This window comes from Pseudomonas sp. AC211, from assembly GCF_979258055.1.
Window position 1 is genome coordinate 1626932 of the sequence record NZ_OZ409830.1, and the last position, 22295, is coordinate 1649226.

Sequence of the window (22295 nt, forward strand, 5' to 3'; positions counted from 1 at the left end):
AATTATCAGGATTCATATTTCCTGGCCAGTCGCTCAAGATCCCAAATTTACCCGTAATTGTCCTACAAGTAAGGGCATTGTGATGGCAACGTCGGCAATCTTGTACGAGCGTACTTTTGCCGTTTTGTTCCAGTTGTTTTTACGCCGCCTGGCGGGCTTTGCCGACGTAGTGATGCCACGCGCGGCTGAAATCACGCTCGCGGCCCTCCGGTTGAAACACCTGCCGCCACACCCGCGCCATGCCCATTATGTCGTCTCCCTCAGGCAGGCCGGGGCTTTGCGCCTCAACCATGAGCCAGGCGATGGCGGTGGCGTAACGCAGGTTCACCGTCAGTTCCAAGTGGGGCGCGGCGAGAAAGGCGTGCTGGCTGGCTAATCCGCGAACGCGGCTGGCCAGTTCTGGATCGAGTGCGAGGTGGTGGTCCCAGAGCGTTTGGTGACGCAAATCGGCGATTCGGTACAGGCCGTGACCGCGCAGGTCATCCAACGCCGAACCGAGGGCCGACTGACAAGCGGCGGTGCACAGCAGAAAGGATTCAGCGCACGGGCTGTGCCGATCCAGGTAGAGGAGGGTAGGGCGGATAACGTGTTGGCATAAATCACTGGCGGCAATGCCCATGGCAACCTCGAGAAAAGGTGACCGGTGAGACCTTGGCGCCTGGCAGCGGTGTTAAAACGATTTTCGAAAAGGCCCCACCGGGAGCGGGGTTAGCCGCTCCTGTTGAAGCATAGTCAGACCATTACGCTGTAAAGGGCTGTTTTTAAATCATTTACGCGCCAGCTGCGGCGCGTATATGCCTCAGGGTGATTAAAAGCCGCTTGGAAGGGAGATTGCGGATGGGGTTGTTGGGCTTCGCTTCGCTCAACCCAACCTACGAGATGTAGCCGTAGGTTGGGTTGAGCCACCGGCGAAGCCCAACGGGATGACCGTTACAACCAGTTCGCCACCGCCCACCAGCCCAGCAGGCTCATCACGATGGTGTACGGCAACGCCATCCACGCCATGCGGCCGTACGACAACCGCACCAGCGGCGCCAGCGACGAGGTCAGCAGAAACAGGAACGCCGCCTGGCCATTGGGCGTGGCCACGCTCGGCAGGTTGGTGCCGGTGTTAATCGCTACGGCCAGCGCTTCGAAATGCTCGCGGCTCATGTTGCCGGCGGCGAATTCGCGTTTCACCTCGGTGATATAGATAGTGGCCACGAACACGTTGTCGCTGATGGCCGACAGCAAGCCGTTGGCAATAAACAGCATGGTCGGCTGCTGCTCGGACGGCAGCGCCAGCACGGCCTGGATAATCGGCGTGAACAGCTGCTGTTCGTGAATCACCGCCACCACGGCAAAAAACACCACCAGCAACGCAGTGAAGGGCAGCGCGTCTTTGAAGGCGTTGCCGATGCGGTGCTCGTCGGTGATGCCGCTGAACGCGGTAATCAGCACGATAACCAGCAAACCGATCAAGCCCACTTCCGCCACGTGAAAGGCCAGGCAGCCGATCAGAATCAACGCCGCCAGGCCCTGCACGATCAGGCTGGCTTTATCGGCTTGTGTGCGGTGTTGCGATTCGCGGGCGGCTTGTTCGGCCAATACGTTGCGCACCGACTCCGGCAGCTCGGTGCCGTAGCCAAACCAGCGCAGCTTCTCCAGCAGTACGCAGGTCACCAAGCCAGCCGCCAGCACCGGCAGCGACACGGGCGCCACCTTCAAGAAGAAGGTGATGAAATCCCAGCCCACTTCGTGGCCGATCAACAGGTTCTGCGGTTCGCCCACCAGCGTGCACACGCCACCGAGCGCTGTGCCGACCGCGCCATGCATGAGCAAGCTGCGCAAAAACGCGCGGAATTGGTTTAGGTCGTGGCGTTTCTGTTCGTCGATATCGCTGTCGTCACTGCCGTCTTTCGGCGCGCTGTGGCACGAGGCGAAGTTATGGAACACCTGATAGAAGCCCAGGCAAACGGTGATGACCACGGCGATCACGGTCAGGGCGTCGAGAAATGCCGAGAGGAAGGCGGCCATCAAACAGAACGTCAATCCCAGCAACGCCTTGGACTTGACCCCCAGCAGCAGCTTGGAAAACACCAGCAGCAACAGGTCTTTCATAAAGTAGATGCCGGCGACCATGAACATCAGCAGCAAAATGACCGGGAAGTTATGCACCAGCTCGTCATACAGCGCCTGCGGGCCGGCCATGTGCAGCAGCAGCGCTTCGATCACCAGCAAACCGCCGGGTTGCAGCGGGTACGCACTTGAGCGCCATGCCCAGGGTAAAGATGAACTCGGCCACCAGCATCCAGCCGGCCACCATGGGCCCGAGCGTCCAGAGCGCCAGCGGGTTGAGGATCAGAAAGGCGAGAATGCAGAGCTTGTACCAGCGTGGCGAGTGGCCCAGAAAGTTGCGCGCGAAGGCGGGGGCGAGCGAGGTTGGCATTGCGGGCGGACCTTATTCGAATGTGGGTTTGAGGCGCTGGCAAGATACCAGACAGATCAAGCGCTTAAAGCCTTTAGTCGAGCAGTGGTGTGAAGACCGGCAGCGTGGTCTGCGTCACACCCTCGGCATCGACTTTTATGACGTGCTTGTTATAGTTGCGCGGTTTTATCCACAACAACATTCTATGCGCGCACGCGCAGCAGAAATGAGGAAGGCCAAGATGTCCGCCTACAAAGCGTTCCGTGTAGAACTGGCCGACAAGATCGCCCATGTGGTGATCAACCGCCCAGAAAAGGTCAACGCCATGAGCGCGGACTTCTGGACCGAAATCGTGGAAATCTTCAACTGGATCGACGCCACCGACGAGGTTCGCGTGGTGGTGATTTCCGGCGCGGGCAAACACTTCTCCTCCGGTATCGACCTGATGATGCTGGCGCAAGTCGGCAGCCAGCTCGGTAAAGACCCTGGCCGCAACGCCGAAGTGCTGCGGCGCAAAATTCTCGAATTACAAAGCTCGTTCAACGCCGTCGACGCCTGCCGCAAGCCAGTGCTGGCGGCCATTCAGGGCTACTGCCTGGGCGGCGCCATCGACCTGATCAGCGCCTGCGACATGCGCTACTCGACGCTGAACGCGCAATTCTCGATCAAAGAAATCGACATGGGCATGGCGGCCGACGTCGGCACCCTGCAACGCCTGCCGCGCATCATTGGCGACGGCATGATGCGTGAGCTGGCCTACACCGGCCGCACCATCGGCGGCGAAGAAGCGCGCAGCATCGGCCTGGTCAATCGCACGTTTGTAGACGAAGCGGCGTTGCTCGACGGTGTGTTCGGCATCGCCCGGGAAATCGCCAGCAAATCGCCAATCGCCATTCGTGGCACGAAAAAAATGATCGGCTACATGCGTGATCACCGCGTGGACGACGGCTTGGAATACGTCGCCACCTGGAACGCCACCATGTTGCAATCTGCCGATCTGCGCGTGGCCATGGCCGCGCACATGAGCAAGCAAAAGCCTGAATTCGCAGACTGATGCGCGCGTATTTCTCACTGGCGCGGGAGGCGCAGTAGGCCATGGTTTCTGGAGCCACATCCTGAGTTTGGTGCGCGACGAGCTGTTCGCCACCATGGAAGAGGCGGAACTGAGCCTTGAGCAGTTTATTGCCGAGCGCAACAACGGCAGCCTGCTGCAACAAGCGGTGGAATACCTGCAGCAAATTCGCGGCACGCTCAATCTGATCGAGCTGGCCGGTGCCGAATTGCTGGCCCAGGAAGTGCTGGAACAGGCCACCGACATTCCCGAAGGCGCCGGTGAAGAGCGCGACGTGCAGCTCTCGGCATTGAACAATGCCTTGCACGTGCTGCGCCGCTACCTCGAAAACGTCGAGATGCATCGCCAGGAGTTGCCGGAATTGCTGTTGCCGGCGATCAACGACCTGCGCGCTGCCGGTTCGCAGCCGCCGCTGCCGGAAAGCTTTTTCTTCAGCGCCCGTCTGGACCAAACCCGTCCGCAAACCGGTACGCCGGTCGATGTAGCCGCCCATGCCGATGACCTGCGCCGCCTGCGTCATATGTACCAGGTTGGCCTGCTCGGCTTTATCCGTGAGGAAAGCCCGCAAGCTGGCTTGAAGCTGATGGGCCGCGCCTTGACCCGGCTCGACAGTCTCTTCGCCAGTCAGCCGCGTGGCCGCCTGTGCTGGATTGGCGCCGCCGCGCTTGAAGCGCAGGTAGATGGCCAGTTGCTGCCGCGTAAAGCGCGCAAGCAACTGTTCGCCCGCATTGACCGCGAGCTCAAGCAACTGCTCGGCAATGCCAGCTACGAAGCGCCGCGCAATCTGCTCAAAGAATTGCTGTATCTGGTCGCGCTGGCCGACAGCCATGGGCCGCAAGCGTCTCAGGTGCGCGAAGTGTTCGGCCTGCTGCCGCTGCCTTTTACCGATCAGCTGCTCGAAGAAGAATCGCAATTGCTGGCCGGCCCGGGCCGTTCGGTGATGCGCTCGTTGTCCTCGGCCATTCGTGAAGAGTTGGCCAGCGTGAAAGACCTGCTCGATCTGATCGAGCGCGGCACCGTCGACAGCGAACGCCTCACCACCTTGCACGGTTTGCTTGGCAAGTTGGCAAAAACCCTCGGCATGGTGGGCCTCAGCTCGGCGGGTGCGACGTTGCAGAATCAATTGCAAGTGGTGGCGGGCTGGAACGACGCCGAGCCGATTGAAGTGCCGGCGTTGCACAAACTTGCCGACGCCGTGCTCTATGTCGAAAGCATGGTCGCCAGCCTGGAAAGCGGCGAGCGCCGTGATGCGCGTCCTCAAACTGCGCAGCCAGGCGATGAAGCCACCTCGTTTGCTCAGCACCAATTGAACGAAGCGCGGATTGTGGTGGTCGATGAATCACAGGCGGGCTTGGTCATGGCCAAGCGCGCGATTACCTCGTACCTCGAATCCAATGGCGACAAGCTGCACCTGGCCAATGTGCCGTTCAGCTTGCAGGCGGTGCGCGGCGGCTTGTGGTTCCTCAATCAGGAACGTGCGGCGCTGCTGGTGGGTGCCTGCGCCGATTACATTCAGACGCAGATGTTGGAGAGCGCGCAAATGCCATCTGAACAAATGCTCGAAACCCTGGCCGATGCCCTGACCAGCCTTGAGTACTACCTGGAAGGCGGCGCCGTGCTGCGGCCTGAAACCGTGCCGAGCGTGCTCGACCTGGCCGCCGAAAGCGTGCGTGCCCTGGGTCTGCAGGTGGCCGCGTAATGAGCAAAAGCTGGGAGCCGGCGGTACTCGATATCAGCCAGAACGGCGGCTGGGCACTGGCGCATTTTCGCCAGGGTTTTCTCGCCGACAGCAACGGCGTGCTGTTTCCCCGCGACTGGCTGAAGCGTCAGGATTTACCCGCCTTTGAAGAGCACGGTCTCGGCCATTTCGATGGCGATGCCGTCTACCTGCTGGACTTCGCCCACGCGCCCGAACTGCCCGGCTGCACCTTGCAGAGCTTGCGGCAGTTCATGATGCAGAGCGATGCCGACACCTTCCGCCTGCTGGGTTTCGCCGCGCAAATTGCCACCTGGGCCGACAACTACCGCTTCTGCGGCAGCTGCGGCACGCGCATGCAGCGCTCGCTAACCGACCGTTCCTCAACCTGCCCCAATTGCCAAGTGGCGCATTACCCGCGCCTGTCGCCGAGCATGATCGTGCTGGTCACTCGCGGTGATGAAATTCTGCTGGCCCGCTCGCCGCGTTACGTGCCGGGCATGTACAGCACGCTGGCCGGCTTCGTTGAGCCGGGCGAGTCGGTAGAAGCCTGCGTGGCGCGCGAAGTGCGCGAAGAAGTGGGTATTGAAATTCAGCACATTCAGTACCTGGGCAGCCAGAGCTGGCCGTTCCCGCATTCGCTGATGTTCGGCTACCACGCCGAATACGCCAGCGGCGATATCGTCATGCAGGAAGAGGAAATTGAAGACGCGCAGTGGTTCAGCATCGACAACCTGCCGCCGCTGCCGGCATCGCGCTCGATTGCCCGTTACCTGATCGATGTGTACCTGGCGCGCCGCTCAGGCCTGCCCGAACCAGTGCTGCCAAACTAGCCGCGCGGTCAACGCCAACACCACCAAGATGAACACCGGGCGGATAAATTTAGAGCCGCCCGAAATCGCCGTGCGCGCGCCCAGAAACGCACCGGCCATTAGCGCCACGCCCATGCTCAAACCGAGCACCCACGCCACTTGCCCGCCGATGATAAACACCACCAGCGCGGTGATATTGCTGACGAAGTTCATGGTCCGCGCCACGCCGCTGGCGCGCAGCAGATCGAGCGGGTAGAGCAGCAGCGTGCTCACTGTCCAGAACGCTCCGGTGCCGGGGCCGGCCACGCCGTCATAGAAGCCCAGCGTAAAGCCTTGCGGCCATTGGCGGCGGCGCGCGATAGGCGCGTCGCTGTTCACCGGCGCGGTGGGCGTGCGGCTGAACAGCAGGTACAAACCGCAGGCGAACACCACCACCGGCAGCATTTGCATCAGCCATTCGGCCGGCAGCCAATGGGCGACGATGGCGCCCAGCGTTGAGCCGATGGCGGTGGCAATCAAAGCGAAGCGCCAGGCGCTGGGGTCGAATAATTTGCGTCGGTAAAAAGTCAGGCTGGCCGTGGCCGAACCGAAAGTTGCGCAGAGTTTGCTGGTGCCCAGCGCCAGGTGTGGCGGAACGCCAGCGGTGAGCAGCGCGGGCATAGTCAACAGGCCGCCACCGCCGGCGATGGCATCGATAAAGCCAGCGAGAAAGGCGACGCCCGCGAGAATGGCGAGGGTGGTTGGGTCTACAAGCAGTTCGAAGGGCATAAAAAAGTCGACTGGTGTCCGTTGCGCCGAATGCCGGCTGGCCGTGGCGGGGGAGGCTGCGCATAATGCCGCCTATTTGCCGCAGAAGGAATTGGCTTTATGCAGTATGACGGTCTGGCGTGGGGCATCGCCCTGCTGGCTCTACTGGCCGTATTGGTCGCCGCACGAATTCTGCTCAACCGCAGTTGGTTTCTCGGCTGGTTACGCGGCACGGTCGGCCTGGCCTTTCTGGCATTGGCCGGGCTTATCGGCACTGTCGCCTACGATCTGGTCAGCTACGACGCTATCCCCGAAGACAAACCTGTGGTCACCCTCAGCTTCCAGGCCGATGGCCCACAGCGTTATCGCGTCACCCTGCTTGAAGGCGCCGATGAGCGCAGCGTGAATCTGGAAGGCGACCTCTGGCAGTTGGACGCGCGGATGATCGAATGGAAAGGCCTGGCTGCGCTGATTGGCTTACAGCCGGGCTACCGCCTGGAAAAACTCTCCGGCCGTTTCCTCGCCATCGAACAACAAGAACTGGCGCAACACGCCAGCGCACCGTTGGCGCAAAGCCCGTTCGGTATCGACTTATGGCGCTGGCTGCGCCTGGGTCAGCACGACCTGTTCCTGTTCAAGCCACAAGCGTTGCGCGTGACCTACTTGCCCATGGCCGATGGCGCGGTGTATGCCGTTAGCCTGTCGCCCACAGGGTTGATGGCCAAGCCGCTGAACCAGGCGGCGGATCAGGCGCTTAAAGACTGGAAATAAGAGCGTTCGAACCGATGTTGTAGGAGCTAGCAAGCTAGCTCCTACGGGGTCGGGGAATCGCTTCATCTGCGCCCAAAAATAATCATCATCACCCCCACCTAGCGTCACCAGGCACGCCACTAGCGCGGCCATTCCCAGGCTTTCACCGAGCAGCAGATAACCCAGCAGCAGCGCAATCACCGGGTTAACGAAGGCAAAGGTAGACACTAAGCTCGGGCGCACTTCGCGCAGCAGCCAGAAGTAGGCCGGGTACACGCCCAGGCTCACGGGCAGCACCAAATACGCCAGCCACCACCAGCCATGGGCCGGACAGCTGCGTCAGGTCGAGTTGATTCCATTCGCCACGCCAGGCGGCAAACAAGGCGAGCATCATCGCGCCGATGAGCATTTGCAGGCTCATGCCCAACCAAGTAGAGCGGAACGAAGGGCGGCTGCGTAGAAGCCAGGCGCCAATGGCCCACATCAGCGTGGCGGCCACTACAAGGCTGCCGGCGAACCATTGCTGGGCGGTGGCGGCGCTGCCCAAGCCGTTGCTCATTAGCAACACGATGCCGCACGAGGCCAACACCAAACCGCACAACACCCACAGCGGCGGCCGGTCGCCGAGCAGCCATTCCAGCGCCACGCTCCAGATGGGCAGGCTGGTGTAGAGCATCGCCAGCAAACCGGTGGGCAGGTATTGGTTGGCGTAGAGCAGGGCGCGCTTGGCCGACGGTGATCAGCATCAGCCCGCCGATAAACGCGCCGCCCCAATCGCTGCGTTGAATGCGCGCCTGGCCGCTGATAAACACCCACGCCAACGCCAGGCTGCCGGCGAGGAAAAAGCGCAGGGTGACGATGACAAAAGGCGGCAATTCCAGCAGCAGAAAATGGTTGGCCAGGTACGTAGTGCCCCAGCCGATGTACACCGCTGCAAAGGAAAGCAGCAACACCAGGGAACGAGCGCGAGGGGAAAGCGTGGAAGACATGGAGGGCCTGAAATGACGCGCGCCGGCAGGGCGCCGGCGCAGCGTAAATAGATGGAGTGATGAGCTTAGTGCGCGGCGCCACCCGTAGCGCCGGACGGCAACGCTTTGGTCAGCAGCACGGCGATCATGCTGATGGCCAGCGCCAGGCCGACAAAATGGAAGGCGTCATTGTAGGCCATGATCATCGCCTGCTGGTGCGTGATCTCGCTGAGCTTGGCCAGCGCGGCGGTCTCGTTGCCCAGGGTTTGCGTCAGGCCGCATATGCGCTCGGCCACTTGCGGGTTGCTCGGCACAATCGCTTCGCGCAGGTAGTCGAAGTAAATCTTGGTGCGCGCGTCGAGCAACGTGGCGAGCAGGGCAATGCCGATGGCGCCGCCGAGGTTACGCAGAATATTGAACAGACTTGAAGCCGAGCCGGCGTCCTGCGCGCTGATGTACACCGTGGCGATCAGCGAGATGGTCACCATGATCAACGGCTGGCCGAACGCGCGCAGCAGTTGAATATGGTTGAACTGCGGACCGGCGAAATCCAGGTTCAGCACGCCAGACAGAAAACTGCCCAGCCCGAACAAACCAAAGCCGGCCGCGCACAGCCATTTCGGCGGAAATGAACTTCATCAGTTTCGGCACGAACGGAATCAGAAACAGCTGCGGCACACCCATCCACATGATCACTTCGCCGATCTGCATGGAGTTGTAGCCCTGGATTTGCGCCAGATACAGCGGCAGCAAATAGATCGAGCCATACAGCCCGACGCCCATGCCCAGACTGGAAATGCTCGATAAACCAAAGTTGCGGTTGCCGAGAATGCGCAGGTTAATCAGCGGATTCGGTTTGGAAAACTGCACGATCACAAAGGAGATCAGGCTGATCACGGCAATGCTGCCCAAGGTGACGATAAACGCCGACTCCAGCCAATCCTTGCGATGGCCTTCCTCAAGGAACACCTGCAAGCAGCCCAGGCCGATGCCGAGGGTGAGGATGCCGGCGTAGTCGGTGCTTTTCAGCAGTTCCCAGTGGGGCGCCTTTTTCTCCAAGCCATACAGCAGCCCGGCGATCATCAGCAGGCCGGGCGGCACGTTGATATAGAAGATGTATTCCCAGCCCCAGTTTTCGGTCAGCCAGCCGCCCAACGTCGGGCCAATGGAAGGGGCGAACGTGGCGGTCATGGCAAACATGGCCATGCCGACGGCGCGTTTGCTTTCCGGCAGCTTGATCAGCACCAGCGTGAACGCCAAGGGAATCAGCGCGCCGCCGGTAAACCCTTGCATGGCGCGGAAGACGATCATGCTTTCGAGGTTCCAGGCCATGGAGCACAGCAGCGAGGAAATCAGAAAGCCGATCGACACATACACCGACAAACGCCGCGCCGACAGCAGCTGCACCAGCCAGGCGGTGAGGGGAATCATGATGATTTCAGCGACAAGGTAGGACGTGGAAATCCACGAGCCTTCTTCCAGCGTGGCCGACAGCGCGCCCTGAATATCCTTGAGCGAGGAGTTGGTGATCTGAATATCCAGCACGGCCATAAACGCGCCGAGCATGGCGCTCATTACCGCAATCCAATCGCGCCGCGTCGGTTCGCCGTCCGGGCGAACCAGGGCGTCAGCTGCCACTGTTGTCCGCCTTGATGGTCACTTTCACGGTCACCGACATACCAGGGCGAATCTTTCCCTTGAGCGGGTTGTCGGCGGCGAAGGTGAGTTTCACCGGAATGCGCTGCACCACTTTGGTGAAGTTGCCGGTGGCGTTGTCTGGCGGCAGTAGGCTGAACTGCGCGCCCGAGGCGGCGAACAGGCTTTGCACCGTGCCCTCGATGGACTTACCGGGGTAGGCGTCGAATTCCAGCTCGGCTTTTTGGCCTGGCTGCATCTCGCCAATCTGGGTCTCTTTGAAGTTGGCCTGCACCCAGATGTCTTCATCGGGCACCAGGGACATCAGGTAGGCGCCGGCCTGAATGTACTGACCATTGCGCGCGGCGCGCTGGCCGATCATGCCGCTGATGGGCGCATGAATTTCGGCGCGGCTGAGGTTGAGCTTGGCCTGCTCAAGGTCGGTTTTAGCGTTGCTGATCTGTGCTTGCAGCCGCTTGATGTCGGCGTTCAGCGAGTTCACTTGCTGGCGCTGGGCTTGCAGGTCGGCCTGGGCTTTGCTCACGTGTGAGCGAGCGACGCGGCTGTCGGCGGCCAGGGTGGTGACGCGTTCCTCGGACACATAGCCAGGTTTGCGCAGGGTTTGCGCGCGGGACAGATCCATCTGCACGCGGCCCAGCGTGGCTTCGGAAGACGTTACGTCCGCTTCGCTGGCGGCGATCATGCTGCTTTGTTGGGTCAGTTTGCTTTGCGCCTGCACCAGCTCGGCTTCGCGGGTCGCCAGCGCGGCTTCGGCGCGGCTGACAGCGATGCGGAAATCTTCAGGGTCGAGTTTTACCAACAGCTCGCCTTTTTCCACGTGCTGGTTGTCATGCACCAACACTTCTTCGATGCGCGCGCTGAGCTGGCTGGAGACGCGGGTGATCTCGCCCTGCACGTAGGCGTTGTCGGTAGTTTCGATAAAGCGCCCGACCAGAAACCAGTGGGCGAAAAAACCACCGGCAATAATCAGCAGAATGGCGAGGAAGATAAATAGACGGCGTTGCAATTGGGCAGGCATGCGAGAGCTCGTAGGGCAATTCCCCGAAGGGGGGCAAAAGTGTAAGCGAATCTAACAGTGTTCCACGCAACCAAGTAGCCGATACAATTCAGAAACTTTGTTGCTTATGGGGAACAATAATGGGGCTGGATGATGCGCTGATCTTCACCCGCGTCGTGGAATGCCACAGTTTCACCCAGGCGGCGCAGGCGCTGGCGATGCAGAAATCGACGGTGAGCCGCCGTATCGCCTTGCTCGAAGAACGGCTCGGCGTGCGCCTGCTCAACCGCACCACGCGCAAACTTCGCCTCACCGAAGTGGGCCAGGCCTACTACGAGCGCTGCCGGCAAATCATGTTGGACTTCGCCGAGGCCGAGCAGGCGGTTATGCAACTGCAGCAAGAGCCGGCGGGTTTGCTGCGCATCACCGCGCCCATCGAGTTCGGCCAATTATTTCTCGGCCGCGTGCTGGGTGCCTTTATGTTGCAGTACCCACAGATCACCGCCGAGGTGGAAATCACCTCGCGGCATGTGGATCCGCTGGAGGAGGGCGTCGACATCGCCATCCTGATCGGCCAGCCGCAAGACTCGACCCTGATCGCGCGCAAATTGTTTTCCAGCGGTCGCCGCCTGTGCGCCAGCCCCGTCTATTTAAAGGCGCACGGCACGCCGCGCGTGGTGGAAGACCTGGCCCAGCACCGCGCCATTCTGTTGCCGCAAGACTCCATTCGTTACTGGCCGCTGCTGGGTGAGAACATTCCCTGCCAGCGCGTGTTGTCGTGCAACAACCTCACCTTCGCCCGCGAGGCGGCGCTTTCCGGCGCGGGCATTGCGGCGCTGCCGTTTATGCTCAGCGAGGACCAGGTTGTGCGCGGGCAGTTGGTGGAATTGCTGCCTGAAGTGCGCTTGCCGGTGGGCGAGGTGTATGCCGTGTACCCGTCGCGGCGCTTCCAGGCCATGAAGGTCAAAGCCTTTCTGGACTTCCTGATGCGCAGCCTGCGCTTGGAGGAAGGTGGTTTGCTGGAGCCTTCCGTGGTGCGGCTGGTAACATTGCCGCCCACTCTTTGAATACCGACCGCCGACGCCCACCTGCGGTGGCCCGATGCCCTTAATTGATCTGCTGATTCGAGACTGTCCATGACTAAAGTACGCACCCGTATCGCGCCATCCCCGACTGGCGACCCCCACGTTGGCACCGCTTATATCGCGCTGTTCAACTTGTGCTTCGCCCGTCAGCACGGTGGTGAGTTCATTCTGCGTATTGAAGACACCGATCAACTGCGCTCCACCCGCGAGTCGGAGCAGCAGATTTACGACGCCCTGCGCTGGCTGGGCATCGAGTGGAGCGAAGGGCCGGACGTTGGCGGCCCGCATGGTCCGTATCGGCAGAGCGAGCGTGGCCCGATCTACCAGAAATACAACGCCGAGCTGGTGGAAAAAGGCCACGCCTTCCACTGCTTCTGCACCGCCGAGCGCCTGGACAAACTGCGCGCCGAGCAAACCGAAAAGAAAGAAACTCCGCGCTATGACGGCCTGTGCATGAACCTGCCGGCCGCCGAAGTGGCGCAGCGCGTCGCCGCTGGCGAGCCACACGTAACCCGCATGAAGATGCCCACCGAAGGCGTGTGCGTGGTGCCGGACATGCTGCGCGGTGAGGTCGAAATTCTGTGGGACCGCATGGACATGCAGGTGCTGATGAAGACCGACGGCCTGCCGACCTACTTCCTCGCCAACGTGGTCGACGATCACCTGATGGGCATCACTCACGTATTGCGTGGCGAAGAATGGCTGCCCTCGGCGCCCAAGCTGATCAAGCTGTACGAGTACTTCGGCTGGGAACAACCGCAGCTGTGCTACATGCCGCTGCTGCGCAATCCGGACAAAAGCAAACTGTCCAAACGCAAGAACCCCACCTCGATCACCTTCTACGAGCGCATGGGTTATCTGCCGCAGGCGATGCTCAACTACTTGGGTCGCATGGGCTGGTCGATGCCAGACGAGCGCGAAAAATTCACCCTGGACGAGATGGTCGAGCACTTCGACATCCAGCGCGTGTCGTTGGGCGGGCCGATTTTCGATCTGGAAAAACTGTCCTGGCTCAACGGCCAGTGGATTCGCGAACTGAGCGTCGAAGACTTCGCCGCGCAGGTGCAGAAGTGGGCGTTGAACCCCGAGTACCTGATGCAAATCGCCCCGCATGTGCAGGGCAGAGTAGAAACCCTGAGTCAGGTCGCGCCGCTGGCCAACTTCTTCTTCGCCGGCGGCTTGCCGCTGGAGGCCGCGCAGTTCGAGCATAAAAAGCTCTCGCCGGAGCAGGTTCGTCAGGTGATGCAGTTGATTCTGTGGAAGCTCGAATCGCTGCGTCAGTGGGAAAAAGACAACATCACCGGCTGCATTCAGGCGGTGGTCGAGCATCTGGAACTGAAACTGCGCGATGCCATGCCGCTGATGTTTGTCGCCATCACCGGCCAGGCAAGCTCGGTGTCGGTGCTGGATGCCATGGAAATTCTCGGCCCGGACCTCACGCGTTTCCGCTTGCGTCAGGCCATTGAATTGCTGGGCGGTGTATCGAAAAAGGAAACAAAAGAGTGGGAAAAGCTGCTGGCGAGCATCGCTTAAGCCGCTTTGTTGGAGGTTGTTAAGCGCTGGATATGCTGGAAGGGCAGGGTAAGTAGTTGTTCTTCCAGCATAAAAAATAAGTATGTAGGAAAAATAGTGTTGACAGCCCCAGGGCTCACGCTTAACATGCGCCCCGTCCTCGAGATGGGGCTATAGCTCAGCTGGGAGAGCGCTTGCATGGCATGCAAGAGGTCAACGGTTCGATCCGTTTAGCTCCACCAATCTCTAAAGCCGAAAGGCTTGCCACCACCGGTTCCTGGAACGGGTTGAGTTGTTAGAAGGGTTTTGCGTCCCCTTCGTCTAGTGGCCTAGGACACCGCCCTTTCACGGCGGTAACGGGGGTTCGAGTCCCCTAGGGGACGCCACGATTTAAAACGCAGCACCGCAAGGCGCTGTGAGCCGAGAGGCGATAAATCTGGGGGTATAGCTCAGCTGGGAGAGCGCTTGCATGGCATGCAAGAGGTCAACGGTTCGATCCCGTTTATCTCCACCAATTTCGCAGTAAACATTGTTAGAACTGCCACGGGCCAGCTTATTGCTGGCCTTGTTTTTGAAGGTTTTGTCCCCTTCGTCTAGTGGCCTAGGACACCGCCCTTTCACGGCGGTAACAGGGGTTCGAGTCCCCTAGGGGACGCCAATTTATCCGCTCTGCGGACTTTTGAAGGGTTGCTCTTATGAGCAGCCCTTTTGTTTTTTTGGGGTGGCAAAAGCGCTACTAACCAGCTGCCGTTCACTGTGGAAGCGGCTTTAGCCGCGATGCTGTTGATCTTGAAGCGGCGTGTACCTCAATCGCGGCTAAAGCCGCTCCTACAAGGCACCGCGTTTCGTTCGCCATTCATGGCCCTGATCTGATTTCGCCCTATTCCCCCACGTTGCTAAACTGCCGCCTCGCCGCCATGGAGAGACGTATGAACTGGGATTTGCCGACGCCGTTTGTAATTGACCTGCAGGTGCTCGCCGACGACATCGATGGGCTTGGCCACGCCAATAACGCGGTGTATGTCAGTTGGCTTGAGCGCTGCGCGTGGCGGCATTCGCAGAGTCTGGGCCTGGACCTGAGCGAATACCGCCGTCTGGACCGCGCCATGGCGGTGGTGCGCCATGAGGTGGATTACCTGGCCAGCGCCTACGAGGGCGACGAGCTTCAGGTGGCGACGTGGATTATCGAGTCGGACCAGAAATTGCGCATGAGCCGGCATTTCCAGCTAATTCGCCCCGCTGATGGCGTCACGCTGCTGCGGGCGAAAACCACCTTTGTGTGCATCGAACTCAGCACCGGCAAGCCCAAGCGGATGCCGCCGGAATTTCTCGAAGGGTACGGTCCGGCGGTTCTTCAGCGTTGACGCGCGAACCCCATCGCGGCTAAAGCCGCTCCTACAGGGCCGCCTTTCGGCGGGAATGACGAACACCTTCCAAACCCCCACCGTCATCCCCGCGCAGGCGGGGATCCAGAATCTCATAGGGAAATGCCGGCGCCGGGTGCTCGTCTTTGCTTTCTGCCGGAATGACGAACACCTTCCAAACCGCACCGTCATCCCCGCGCAGGCGGGGATCCAGAATTTCACAGGGGAATGCCGTCGCCGAACGCTCGTCTTCCTGTGGGAGCGGCTTTAGCCGCGATAGGCCAGACCTGCAAACGGCTAACCCCGCATCAAGGCGCCTGAGTATCAGCCGGCGACAAAAACGCCCCCGGTGTCATCAACCACAATCTTGAACTCCCGCGTTTCCCCAGGCGTAAACACGGCGGATTGCGCATTGGCCGGCATGTCGCTGACGCAATAGCCCGAGCCGCCGCGCGAGACGCTGATCGATACCTCACCCGGCGGCACATCGACGGCAATCGATTGCTTCGGCGCGAGCTGCGCCACCAATTGGTTTTGCACGTACAAGTCCACGGCGCAGGCGTTCGGCGCGTTGTTGTCGCGGCTGACCACCAGGCGCGCCATGGCTTCGCTGTCGGGTGCGGCGGTGAGTGGTACATCCGGCGGCGGTACCAGCGATTCGGCATTGGCGCTCGTCAGGCAAACGAGGCAGGCGAGGGCGAGCAACAGGCGGGAAATGGGCATGGACGACATCCTTTCATCGGGTTCTATGCGTTGTGACCGCATGCTGGCCAATTGAATTCACTCTCAATCATCGCCTTGCCCGGTGCCGGTCCCTACACTAGGCGCCTTTTTCGCCCGCTCTAAAGAGATTGTCGTTATGCAAATCGCCCTGGCGCCTATGGAAGGCTTGGTCGACGAAATCCTCCGTGACGTGCTGACCCAAGTGGGCGGCATCGACTGGTGCGTGACCGAATTTATCCGCGTCAGCGACCGCCTGTTGCCGGCCTCGCATATGCACAAAATGGCCCCCGAATTGCGCGACGGCGCCCGCACCCGCGCTGGCGTGCCGCTGCGGGTGCAGCTGCTGGGGTCTGATCCGGTGTGCCTGGGCGACAACGCCGCATTGGCCTGCGAGTTGGGCGCGCCGGTGCTGGATTTGAACTTCGGCTGCCCGGCCAAAACCGTGAACAAATCCCGTGGCGGCGCCATTTTGCTGAAGGAGCCGGAGCTGCTCCACGCCATCGTCAGCGAAGTGCGCCGCAGCGTGCCGGCGGCCATTCCGGTGACGGCAAAAATGCGCTTGGGCTTTGAAGTACCCGACGGCGCTCTGGATTGCGCCCGCGCCCTGGCCGACGGCGGCGCCTCGCAAATTGTCGTGCACGCCCGCACCAAGCGCGACGGCTACAAGCCGCCAGCACACTGGGAATGGATTGCGCGCATTCAGGACGTGGTCAAGGTGCCGGTGTACGCCAACGGCGAAATCTGGAGCGTTGACGATTGGCGGCGCTGTCGCGAAATCAGCGGTGTTGACGACATCATGCTGGGCCGCGGTCTGGTGGCCTTGCCTGACTTAGCCCGGCAAATTGCAGCGGCCCGAGCAGGGCATGAAGTCGTGCCGATGACCTGGGCGGAACTGATGCCCTTGCTGCAATCGTTCTGGCTGCAAGCCCGTGGAAAGTTGTCGCCGCGTTACGCGCCGGGGCGATTGAAACAGTGGCTGGGACAGCTCACCCGCAATTACCCGCAGGCCATGGAATTGTTCAGCCAGATTCGCCGGGAAAGCGATTGCGTGCGGATTGATGAGTTGCTGCACGTGCAATTCCACGATCAACGGCTCGCGGCTGAAGCCGCTCCTACAGGCGCTGCGTTTTCTGTGGGAGAGGCTTCAGCCTCGAGCTTTTGATTTTTTTTTGTGGGTTCTCTTGAAAAGGTTTTGCCTGTCCTTATCTAGCGGTTACGGGATGCCGAAGTCGGGTCCCGGACTTAACCACTTGCTGATTTTTTCAGGAGAGAAACACCATGAGTACTGCATTTTCCCTGGCTCCGCTGTTCCGTAGCTCCGTTGGCTTCGACCGTTTCAACGACCTGTTTGAAACCGCCATGCGCAACGATCAGGGCAGTTCGTATCCACCCTATAACGTGGAAAAACACGGTGACGACCAGTACCGCATCGTGGTCGCTGCAGCCGGCTTCCAAGACGAAGACCTGGAGCTGCAAGTCGAGCGCGGCGTGCTGACTGTGAGCGGCGGCAAACGGGCTGACGCCAACAAAGAAGTCACCTATCTGCACCAGGGCATTGCCCAGCGTGCGTTCAAGTTGTCGTTCCGTCTGGCTGACCATATCGAGGTCAGAAGCGCTGACCTGGCCAACGGCCTGCTGAGCATCGAGCTTGAGCGCGTAGTGCCGGAAGAAGCCAAGCCAAAACGCATCCCGATTGCGGGTTCGCGTCCGGCGTTGAATAGCTGATCGCAACCCCTGCGCGGGGATGACATCAGCAAGACAAGGGCGCCCCAGGGCGCCCTTGTCATGTCTGCCTTACGGCCGTTTCACCGCCGGTGGCAGCAGGGCACGGAAGTCGGCCAGTGGCACGGGGCGGCTGTACAAGTAGCCCTGATAGAAGTGGCAACCTTCCTTGAGCAGGAAATCCAGCTGGTCTTGCTGCTCCACGCCCTCGGCAATCATTTCCAGTCCCAGGCTGCGCGCCATGGCCACAATCGCGCGGATGATCTCGGCGTCGTTGGGGTCATTGGTGGCGTCGCGCACGAACGATTGGTCAATTTTCAGCACGTCTACCGGCAGGCGCTTGAGGTAAGTGAGCGACGAATAGCCCGTGCCGAAATCGTCCATGGCAAAGGTCACGCCGATTTTTTTCAGGCGCAGCATTTTCGCGATGGTGTCGTCGATGTTTTGAATCACGATGCCTTCGGTGATTTCCAGCTTGAGCATCGAATGCGGCAGTTCGCTGTCGCGCAAGCTGTTGGAAACCCGCTCGACAAAGTTGTTCTGGCGGAACTGCAGTGGGCTGATGTTCACGCACAAGCTGAAGGTGTCAGCGTCGATCAGCCCGTCAGCCAACAAGCGGGCGCAGGCATGACAGGCTTCGGCCATCACCCAGCCGCCGACTTCCAGAATCAGACCGCTTTCTTCCAGCACATGAATAAACTGCGCCGGCGATTGCGGCCCGAGCGTCGGGTGGCTCCAACGCAATAGCGCCTCGGCGCCGATGATGGCGCCGTTGCGGGCGTCGACTTGTGGCTGGAAGTGCAGGTTGAACTCGCCGCGCACCAGCGCCTGGCGCAAATCGTTCTCCAGGCGCAGGCGCTCGCTGGCCGCTTCTTGCATGCTCTTGCGAAACATCTGAATGGCATTTCGGCCGGAATCCTTGGCGCGGTACAGGGCAATGTCCGCGCGCTTGAGCAGGTCCGCCGGGGTGTTGCCGTGGTCGGGAATCAGCGCGATGCCCATGCTCGGCGTCACTTGCAGGCGGTGGCTGTCGAGCAGCATCGGCTCGGCCAGTAGCTTTCGCAGCTTGTCGGCGATCTGCCGCACTTGGCGCATCACTTCCGAGCGCTTGCCTTCCAGACCAGAAAGCAGCACCACAAACTCGTCGCCACCCAGGCGCGCCACCGTGTCTTCCTGGCGCACGCTGGCCTCCAGGCGCGCGGTGACCATTTTCAGCACCGAGTCGCCGACCGGATGGCCCAGCGAGTCGTTGATGTGTTTGAAGTGGTCGAGGTCGAGAAACAGCAGCGCACCGCGCAAGTCGTGGCGGGTGAGCAGGGCGATCTGCTGAGTCAGCCGGTCCATCAGCAAGGCGCGGTTGGGCAGGTTGGTCAGCGGGTCGTGGTAGGCCAGGTGCTGAATCTGCGCATGGGCTTTTTTCAGTTCGTCGATGTCGCGCGCCGTGAGCAGCAGGCAGCTCTGGCCGTTGAGGTCGATGGGCTCCACCGACACTTCAACTTGCTTGAGCGTGCCGTCGCGGTGGCGGCCAAGCATTTCCAGGTGATGCACCCGACCGTCGCGTTCCAGCAGTTCAACCAGGCGCTCGCGCTCGCTGGGCTTGGCCCAGACGTTGAGGTCTTCGGGGGTGCGGCCAATCACTTCGTCCGGGCGGAAGCCGGTGAGGCGGAAGAACCCTTCGTTCACCTCGATATAGCGGCCGTCTTTGCGCTCGGTGATGGTGATGGCGTCGGGGCTTGAGTGAAACGCCTTGGCGAATTTTTCTTCGCTGGCCTTGAGCGCGGCTTGCGCCTGCTGGCGCTCGGTGATGTTGCGGAAGGTCGTGGTGATGCACAACTGACGGTCGACGTTGATATAGCGGCTCGACACCGCGCAGGTCAGCTCTTCGCCGCTGTGTGTGTAGTAACGCGCCTCGACGTTGTTCAGTTCCTTGTTCTGCCGCAACTGGGCCCCGAGGCGCTCACGAACGTCCGGATCGGCCCAGAAGCGGATCTCCTTGGCACTTTTGCCCGTGATGTCTTCGGCCTTCCAGCCGAAGGTGCTGGAAAAGCTTGGGTTGACCTCGATAAACACGCCGTCCACTACGCGCGAGACGCAAATCGGGTCGGGACTGGCCTGGAACAGCGTGGAGAACTTTTCTTCGGACGCAGCCAGGCGCTGAACGCGCTGCACCCGCTCGCTGATGTCCATCAGAATGCCGACCATGCGCAGCGGCTGGCCGTCGTTGTCGCGATACAGCTTGGCGGTGCTCTCCAGATAATGAACTTCACCGTTAGCGAACTGGGAGCTGTAGGTGATCTGGTAATCCTTGCGTTCGCCCTCGACCACGTCGCGATAGGCCTGGCGCATGGCGTGCTGCTCAGCTTCCGGCACGCTGCCGAAAAAACTGGCGAAGCTGCCGTGATACGGCTCGTTGGCCATGCCATGCAACTGCGAAGCGCGGGGCGAGCCGTACAGCATGTTGCTCGGGATGTGCCAATCCCAGGTGCCCAATTCTGCGGACTCCAGGGCCAGGGAAAGCCGCTCGCGGCTGTCGCGCAGTTCCTGTTCCTGCTCGCGCTGCTGGGTGATGTTGCGCATCGACAACACCAGGCAGGGCCGACCATCCAGCTCGATCTTGCCGCCGAACACGACATTGATGCTTTGCCGGCCGGCGCGGTCGTGCAGCACGATTTCCAGCTGCTCGATGCGGCCTTTCTGCTCCAGGGTTTCGAGCATGCGCCGACGATCATCAATGTTGTGCCACAAGCCCAATTCGGACGAGCTGCGGCCAAGCGCCTCGGCGGCGCTCCAGCCGAACTGCGCTTCGAAACCGGGATTGACCTCAATGAATTCGCCCGTGGGGTAGTCGGTGATCACCACAGCGTCCGGCGTGTTGCGAAAGGCTTTGGCGAATTTGTCTTCGTTGGCCCGCAACGCCTGCTCGCGGCGCTTGTGCTCGCTGAGGTCGAGAAAGGTGCTGAGGATAAAACTCTGGTCTTCCAGCTCGATCAGTTGGCTGGATAAGCGCCCGTCCAACACACGGCCGTCTTGTGTGCGTAGCTGCACTTCGTGGCTTACGGGTTCGATGGTTTGCGTCAAGTCGAGCAAATATTGCTCGTGCTGGGCAGGGTCGGCCCACAATTTAAGCTCGCCCACCGACCGCCCAATGCACGCCTCGGGCGCCCAGCCAAACAGGGTTTCAAAGTGCTGATTGGTGGCGATGAGCACGTTGTCTTCATAACGCACCAACAAAATCACGTCGGGGCTGAGGTGGAACAGGCTGGCGAAGCGTTGTTCGGAGGCGCGCAAGGCGTGCTCGCGCTCTTGCTGTTCAGTGACGTCGCGGATCACGCCCATCATGCTTGGCTTGCCGTTATCGTCGCGCTGCAGGCTGCCGGAAATTTCCAGCCAGTGCAGGCTGCCGTCCGGCCAGCGAATGCGGTGGCGAAAGGCACGCGTAGTCGGCAAGCCGCTGATGGCTTCCTGGAACAGGGTTTGAACCGTGTCGCGCTCGTCTTCGGGTATCAGCGAGAAGTAGTCGACCGGCTGGCGCACCGGGCGGTTGGGGTCGAGGCCGAAAATCGCCTGGGCACCGCGCGACCAGTTAATGCGGCCGGTTTCCAGTTCCCAGTGCCAGGCGCCGAGGCGCGCGCCATTGAGTGCGGCGAGCAGGCGCGGTGCGTCTTGCCAGGCTTGTTCCCGTTCGACCGGGTCGGACACAGGAATATGCGGCCGTGGCGGCAGGGAATCAGATGGTTTGGGCATAAATGCCCCATTCGATGGAGGGGTACGACGCGGTTACATGCAAGCGGGGTGGGGTCATGGGCTCGCCCTTCTTATCATTATGTGTAGCACGTTAGCGTCTGCCTGCCCGCTTAGGCAAGACGCCACTATTGATCGCTGCGCGGCGTTTCTTCGCGTTGAGCGTCCAGCAGCGCCATAAACGCTTTGGCTGCGTTGGACAGGGTTCGTTCGGTATGAAAGATGTAGCCCAATTGGCGACGCAACTGAATGCCCGGAATAGGCAGGCGCGCCACTTGGTCGTCGAGCATGGTGCGTGGCAGCACGCTCCAGGCCAGGCCGATGGAAACCATCATCTTGATGGTTTCCAGGTAGTTGGTGCTCATGCCGATATTGGGCGTCAGGCTCTGTTCGGCAAACAGCTTGCTGACGATGCGATTGGTGAATGTGTTTTCGCCCGGAAATACGGCGGGGTGCTCGGCGATGGCCTTGAGGTCGATTTTCTTCAGCCGCGCCAGTGGGTGCTCGGGGGCGGCGACGAAATCCAGCGGGTCGTCCCACACGGGTACGGCACGCACCGGCGCGTGCGTTTGCGGCGCCAGGGTAATCACCGCCACCTCGGCACGGCCATGGAGGATTTCCTCATAGGCCACTTCCGAGTCCATAAACTGAATATCCAACGCAACCTGCGGATAGGCGCGGGTAAAGGCGCGCAGCAACGACGGCAGGCGGTGCAGGCCGATGTGGTGGCTGGTGGCCAAGGTCAGCCGGCCACTGATTTCGCCATTGAGGTTGCTCAGCGCGCGGCGCGTATCATCCAGCACGTTGAGAATCTGATACGCACGCGGCAGCAGGGCGCGGCCCGCTTCGGTCAGGCTCACCTCGCGGCCAAGGCGGTCGAACAGGCGCATGTTCAACTGCTGCTCAAGGCTGGCGATGCGCTTGCTGATGGCCGGTTGGGTTAGATGTAAACGCTCGCCAGCGCCAGAAAAACTAGCGGTTTCAGCGATGGCGATAAAGGCGTTGAGGTTAGCCAGATCCATACTGGGATTCCACTTGGTTAT

Annotated in this window: 14 protein-coding genes, 4 tRNA genes and 4 pseudogenes; 13 read left to right on the forward strand and 9 right to left on the reverse strand. The window is 60.9% G+C overall.

The genetic code is table 11. The features are described from left to right. Window positions 1-139: 139 nt before the first annotated feature. Entirely contained in the window at window positions 140-619 is a 480-nt protein-coding gene (locus ACZZZP_RS07875) for a hypothetical protein (protein WP_463382338.1), read from the reverse strand. Between the two features lie 311 nt (window positions 620-930). Continuing rightward, window positions 931-2428: pseudogene (gene nhaB / locus ACZZZP_RS07880) on the reverse strand (sodium/proton antiporter NhaB). 220 nt (window positions 2429-2648) lie between these two features. On the opposite strand from nhaB, the gene ACZZZP_RS07885 reads away from it, so the two are divergent. The 3 genes and pseudogenes from ACZZZP_RS07885 to nudC all read left to right on the forward strand — a co-directional run bounded on the left by ACZZZP_RS07885 (window position 2649) and on the right by nudC (window position 6008). Further along, window positions 2649-3461: a crotonase/enoyl-CoA hydratase family protein gene (locus ACZZZP_RS07885; protein WP_122497144.1), complete on the forward strand. Its 813-nt coding sequence runs from the start codon at window positions 2649-2651 to the stop codon at window positions 3459-3461. A gap of 41 nt (window positions 3462-3502) precedes the next feature. Beyond that, a pseudogene (locus ACZZZP_RS07890) lies at window positions 3503-5178 on the forward strand (ferrous iron transporter B). Further along, window positions 5178-6008 carry an NAD(+) diphosphatase gene (gene nudC / locus ACZZZP_RS07895; RefSeq protein ID WP_463382341.1) on the forward strand — a complete coding sequence of 277 codons (831 nt, stop codon included), beginning with the start codon at window positions 5178-5180 and terminating at the stop codon, window positions 6006-6008. The pseudogene ACZZZP_RS07890 and the gene nudC overlap by 1 nt, the downstream one beginning before the upstream one ends. Here the strand turns inward: nudC and ACZZZP_RS07900 are convergent. Beyond that, the gene (locus ACZZZP_RS07900) at window positions 5976-6755 is read right to left on the reverse strand and encodes a TSUP family transporter (RefSeq protein WP_122497150.1); all 780 of its coding nucleotides are present in this window, start codon (window positions 6753-6755) and stop codon (window positions 5976-5978) included. The genes nudC and ACZZZP_RS07900 overlap by 33 nt on opposite strands. A gap of 99 nt (window positions 6756-6854) precedes the next feature. Between ACZZZP_RS07900 and ACZZZP_RS07905 the strand changes: the two genes are divergently transcribed. Further along, window positions 6855-7505, forward strand: coding sequence for a hypothetical protein (locus ACZZZP_RS07905; RefSeq protein WP_463382342.1), 651 nt, complete (start codon window positions 6855-6857; stop codon window positions 7503-7505). A 153-nt stretch (window positions 7506-7658) separates the two neighbouring features. Here ACZZZP_RS07905 and ACZZZP_RS07910 read toward each other — a convergent pair. From ACZZZP_RS07910 to ACZZZP_RS07920, 3 genes and pseudogenes are all read right to left on the reverse strand, one after another. Then, a pseudogene (locus ACZZZP_RS07910) lies at window positions 7659-7781 on the reverse strand (EamA family transporter); the annotation flags it as partial. A gap of 757 nt (window positions 7782-8538) precedes the next feature. Beyond that, window positions 8539-10090: pseudogene (locus ACZZZP_RS07915) on the reverse strand (MDR family MFS transporter). Further along, the gene (locus ACZZZP_RS07920) at window positions 10080-11126 is read right to left on the reverse strand and encodes an HlyD family secretion protein (protein ID WP_463382345.1); all 1047 of its coding nucleotides are present in this window, start codon (window positions 11124-11126) and stop codon (window positions 10080-10082) included. The pseudogene ACZZZP_RS07915 and the gene ACZZZP_RS07920 overlap by 11 nt, the downstream one beginning before the upstream one ends. A gap of 119 nt (window positions 11127-11245) precedes the next feature. Between ACZZZP_RS07920 and ACZZZP_RS07925 the strand changes: the two genes are divergently transcribed. The 7 genes from ACZZZP_RS07925 to ACZZZP_RS07955 all read left to right on the forward strand — a co-directional run bounded on the left by ACZZZP_RS07925 (window position 11246) and on the right by ACZZZP_RS07955 (window position 15066). Beyond that, window positions 11246-12172, forward strand: a complete 927-nt coding sequence (locus tag ACZZZP_RS07925) for a LysR family transcriptional regulator (protein WP_122497160.1) — start codon at window positions 11246-11248, stop codon at window positions 12170-12172. A gap of 69 nt (window positions 12173-12241) precedes the next feature. Next, window positions 12242-13723 carry a glutamate--tRNA ligase gene (gene gltX, locus ACZZZP_RS07930; protein WP_463382346.1) on the forward strand — a complete coding sequence of 494 codons (1482 nt, stop codon included), beginning with the start codon at window positions 12242-12244 and terminating at the stop codon, window positions 13721-13723. A 146-nt stretch (window positions 13724-13869) separates the two neighbouring features. After that, window positions 13870-13944: transfer RNA gene (locus ACZZZP_RS07935), tRNA-Ala, on the forward strand. Between the two features lie 68 nt (window positions 13945-14012). After that, window positions 14013-14088, forward strand: a tRNA-Glu gene (locus ACZZZP_RS07940). A gap of 52 nt (window positions 14089-14140) precedes the next feature. Further along, window positions 14141-14216: transfer RNA gene (locus tag ACZZZP_RS07945), tRNA-Ala, on the forward strand. Window positions 14217-14284: 68 nt separating this feature from the next. Then, window positions 14285-14360: transfer RNA gene (locus ACZZZP_RS07950), tRNA-Glu, on the forward strand. 271 nt (window positions 14361-14631) lie between these two features. Continuing rightward, window positions 14632-15066 (forward strand): acyl-CoA thioesterase, encoded by a 435-nt coding sequence (locus tag ACZZZP_RS07955; RefSeq protein ID WP_122451206.1) that lies wholly within the window; start codon window positions 14632-14634, stop codon window positions 15064-15066. A 324-nt stretch (window positions 15067-15390) separates the two neighbouring features. Here ACZZZP_RS07955 and ACZZZP_RS07960 read toward each other — a convergent pair whose 3' ends face one another. Beyond that, window positions 15391-15789 (reverse strand): hypothetical protein, encoded by a 399-nt coding sequence (locus ACZZZP_RS07960; RefSeq protein WP_463536430.1) that lies wholly within the window; start codon window positions 15787-15789, stop codon window positions 15391-15393. Window positions 15790-15925: 136 nt separating this feature from the next. Between ACZZZP_RS07960 and ACZZZP_RS07965 the strand changes: the two genes are divergently transcribed. After that, window positions 15926-16951 carry a tRNA dihydrouridine synthase gene (locus ACZZZP_RS07965; protein ID WP_463382347.1) on the forward strand — a complete coding sequence of 342 codons (1026 nt, stop codon included), beginning with the start codon at window positions 15926-15928 and terminating at the stop codon, window positions 16949-16951. A 116-nt stretch (window positions 16952-17067) separates the two neighbouring features. After that, window positions 17068-17514: an Hsp20 family protein gene (locus ACZZZP_RS07970; RefSeq protein WP_122497170.1), complete on the forward strand. Its 447-nt coding sequence runs from the start codon at window positions 17068-17070 to the stop codon at window positions 17512-17514. 69 nt (window positions 17515-17583) lie between these two features. Here ACZZZP_RS07970 and ACZZZP_RS07975 read toward each other — a convergent pair whose 3' ends face one another. Then, a complete protein-coding gene (locus ACZZZP_RS07975; RefSeq protein ID WP_463382348.1) occupies window positions 17584-21255 on the reverse strand; it encodes a PAS domain S-box protein in 3672 nt (1223 codons plus the stop codon). A 125-nt stretch (window positions 21256-21380) separates the two neighbouring features. Beyond that, on the reverse strand, window positions 21381-22274 hold the full coding sequence (locus ACZZZP_RS07980) for a LysR family transcriptional regulator (protein ID WP_463382349.1): 894 nt from the start codon (window positions 22272-22274) through the stop codon (window positions 21381-21383). Window positions 22275-22295 lie beyond the last annotated feature (21 nt).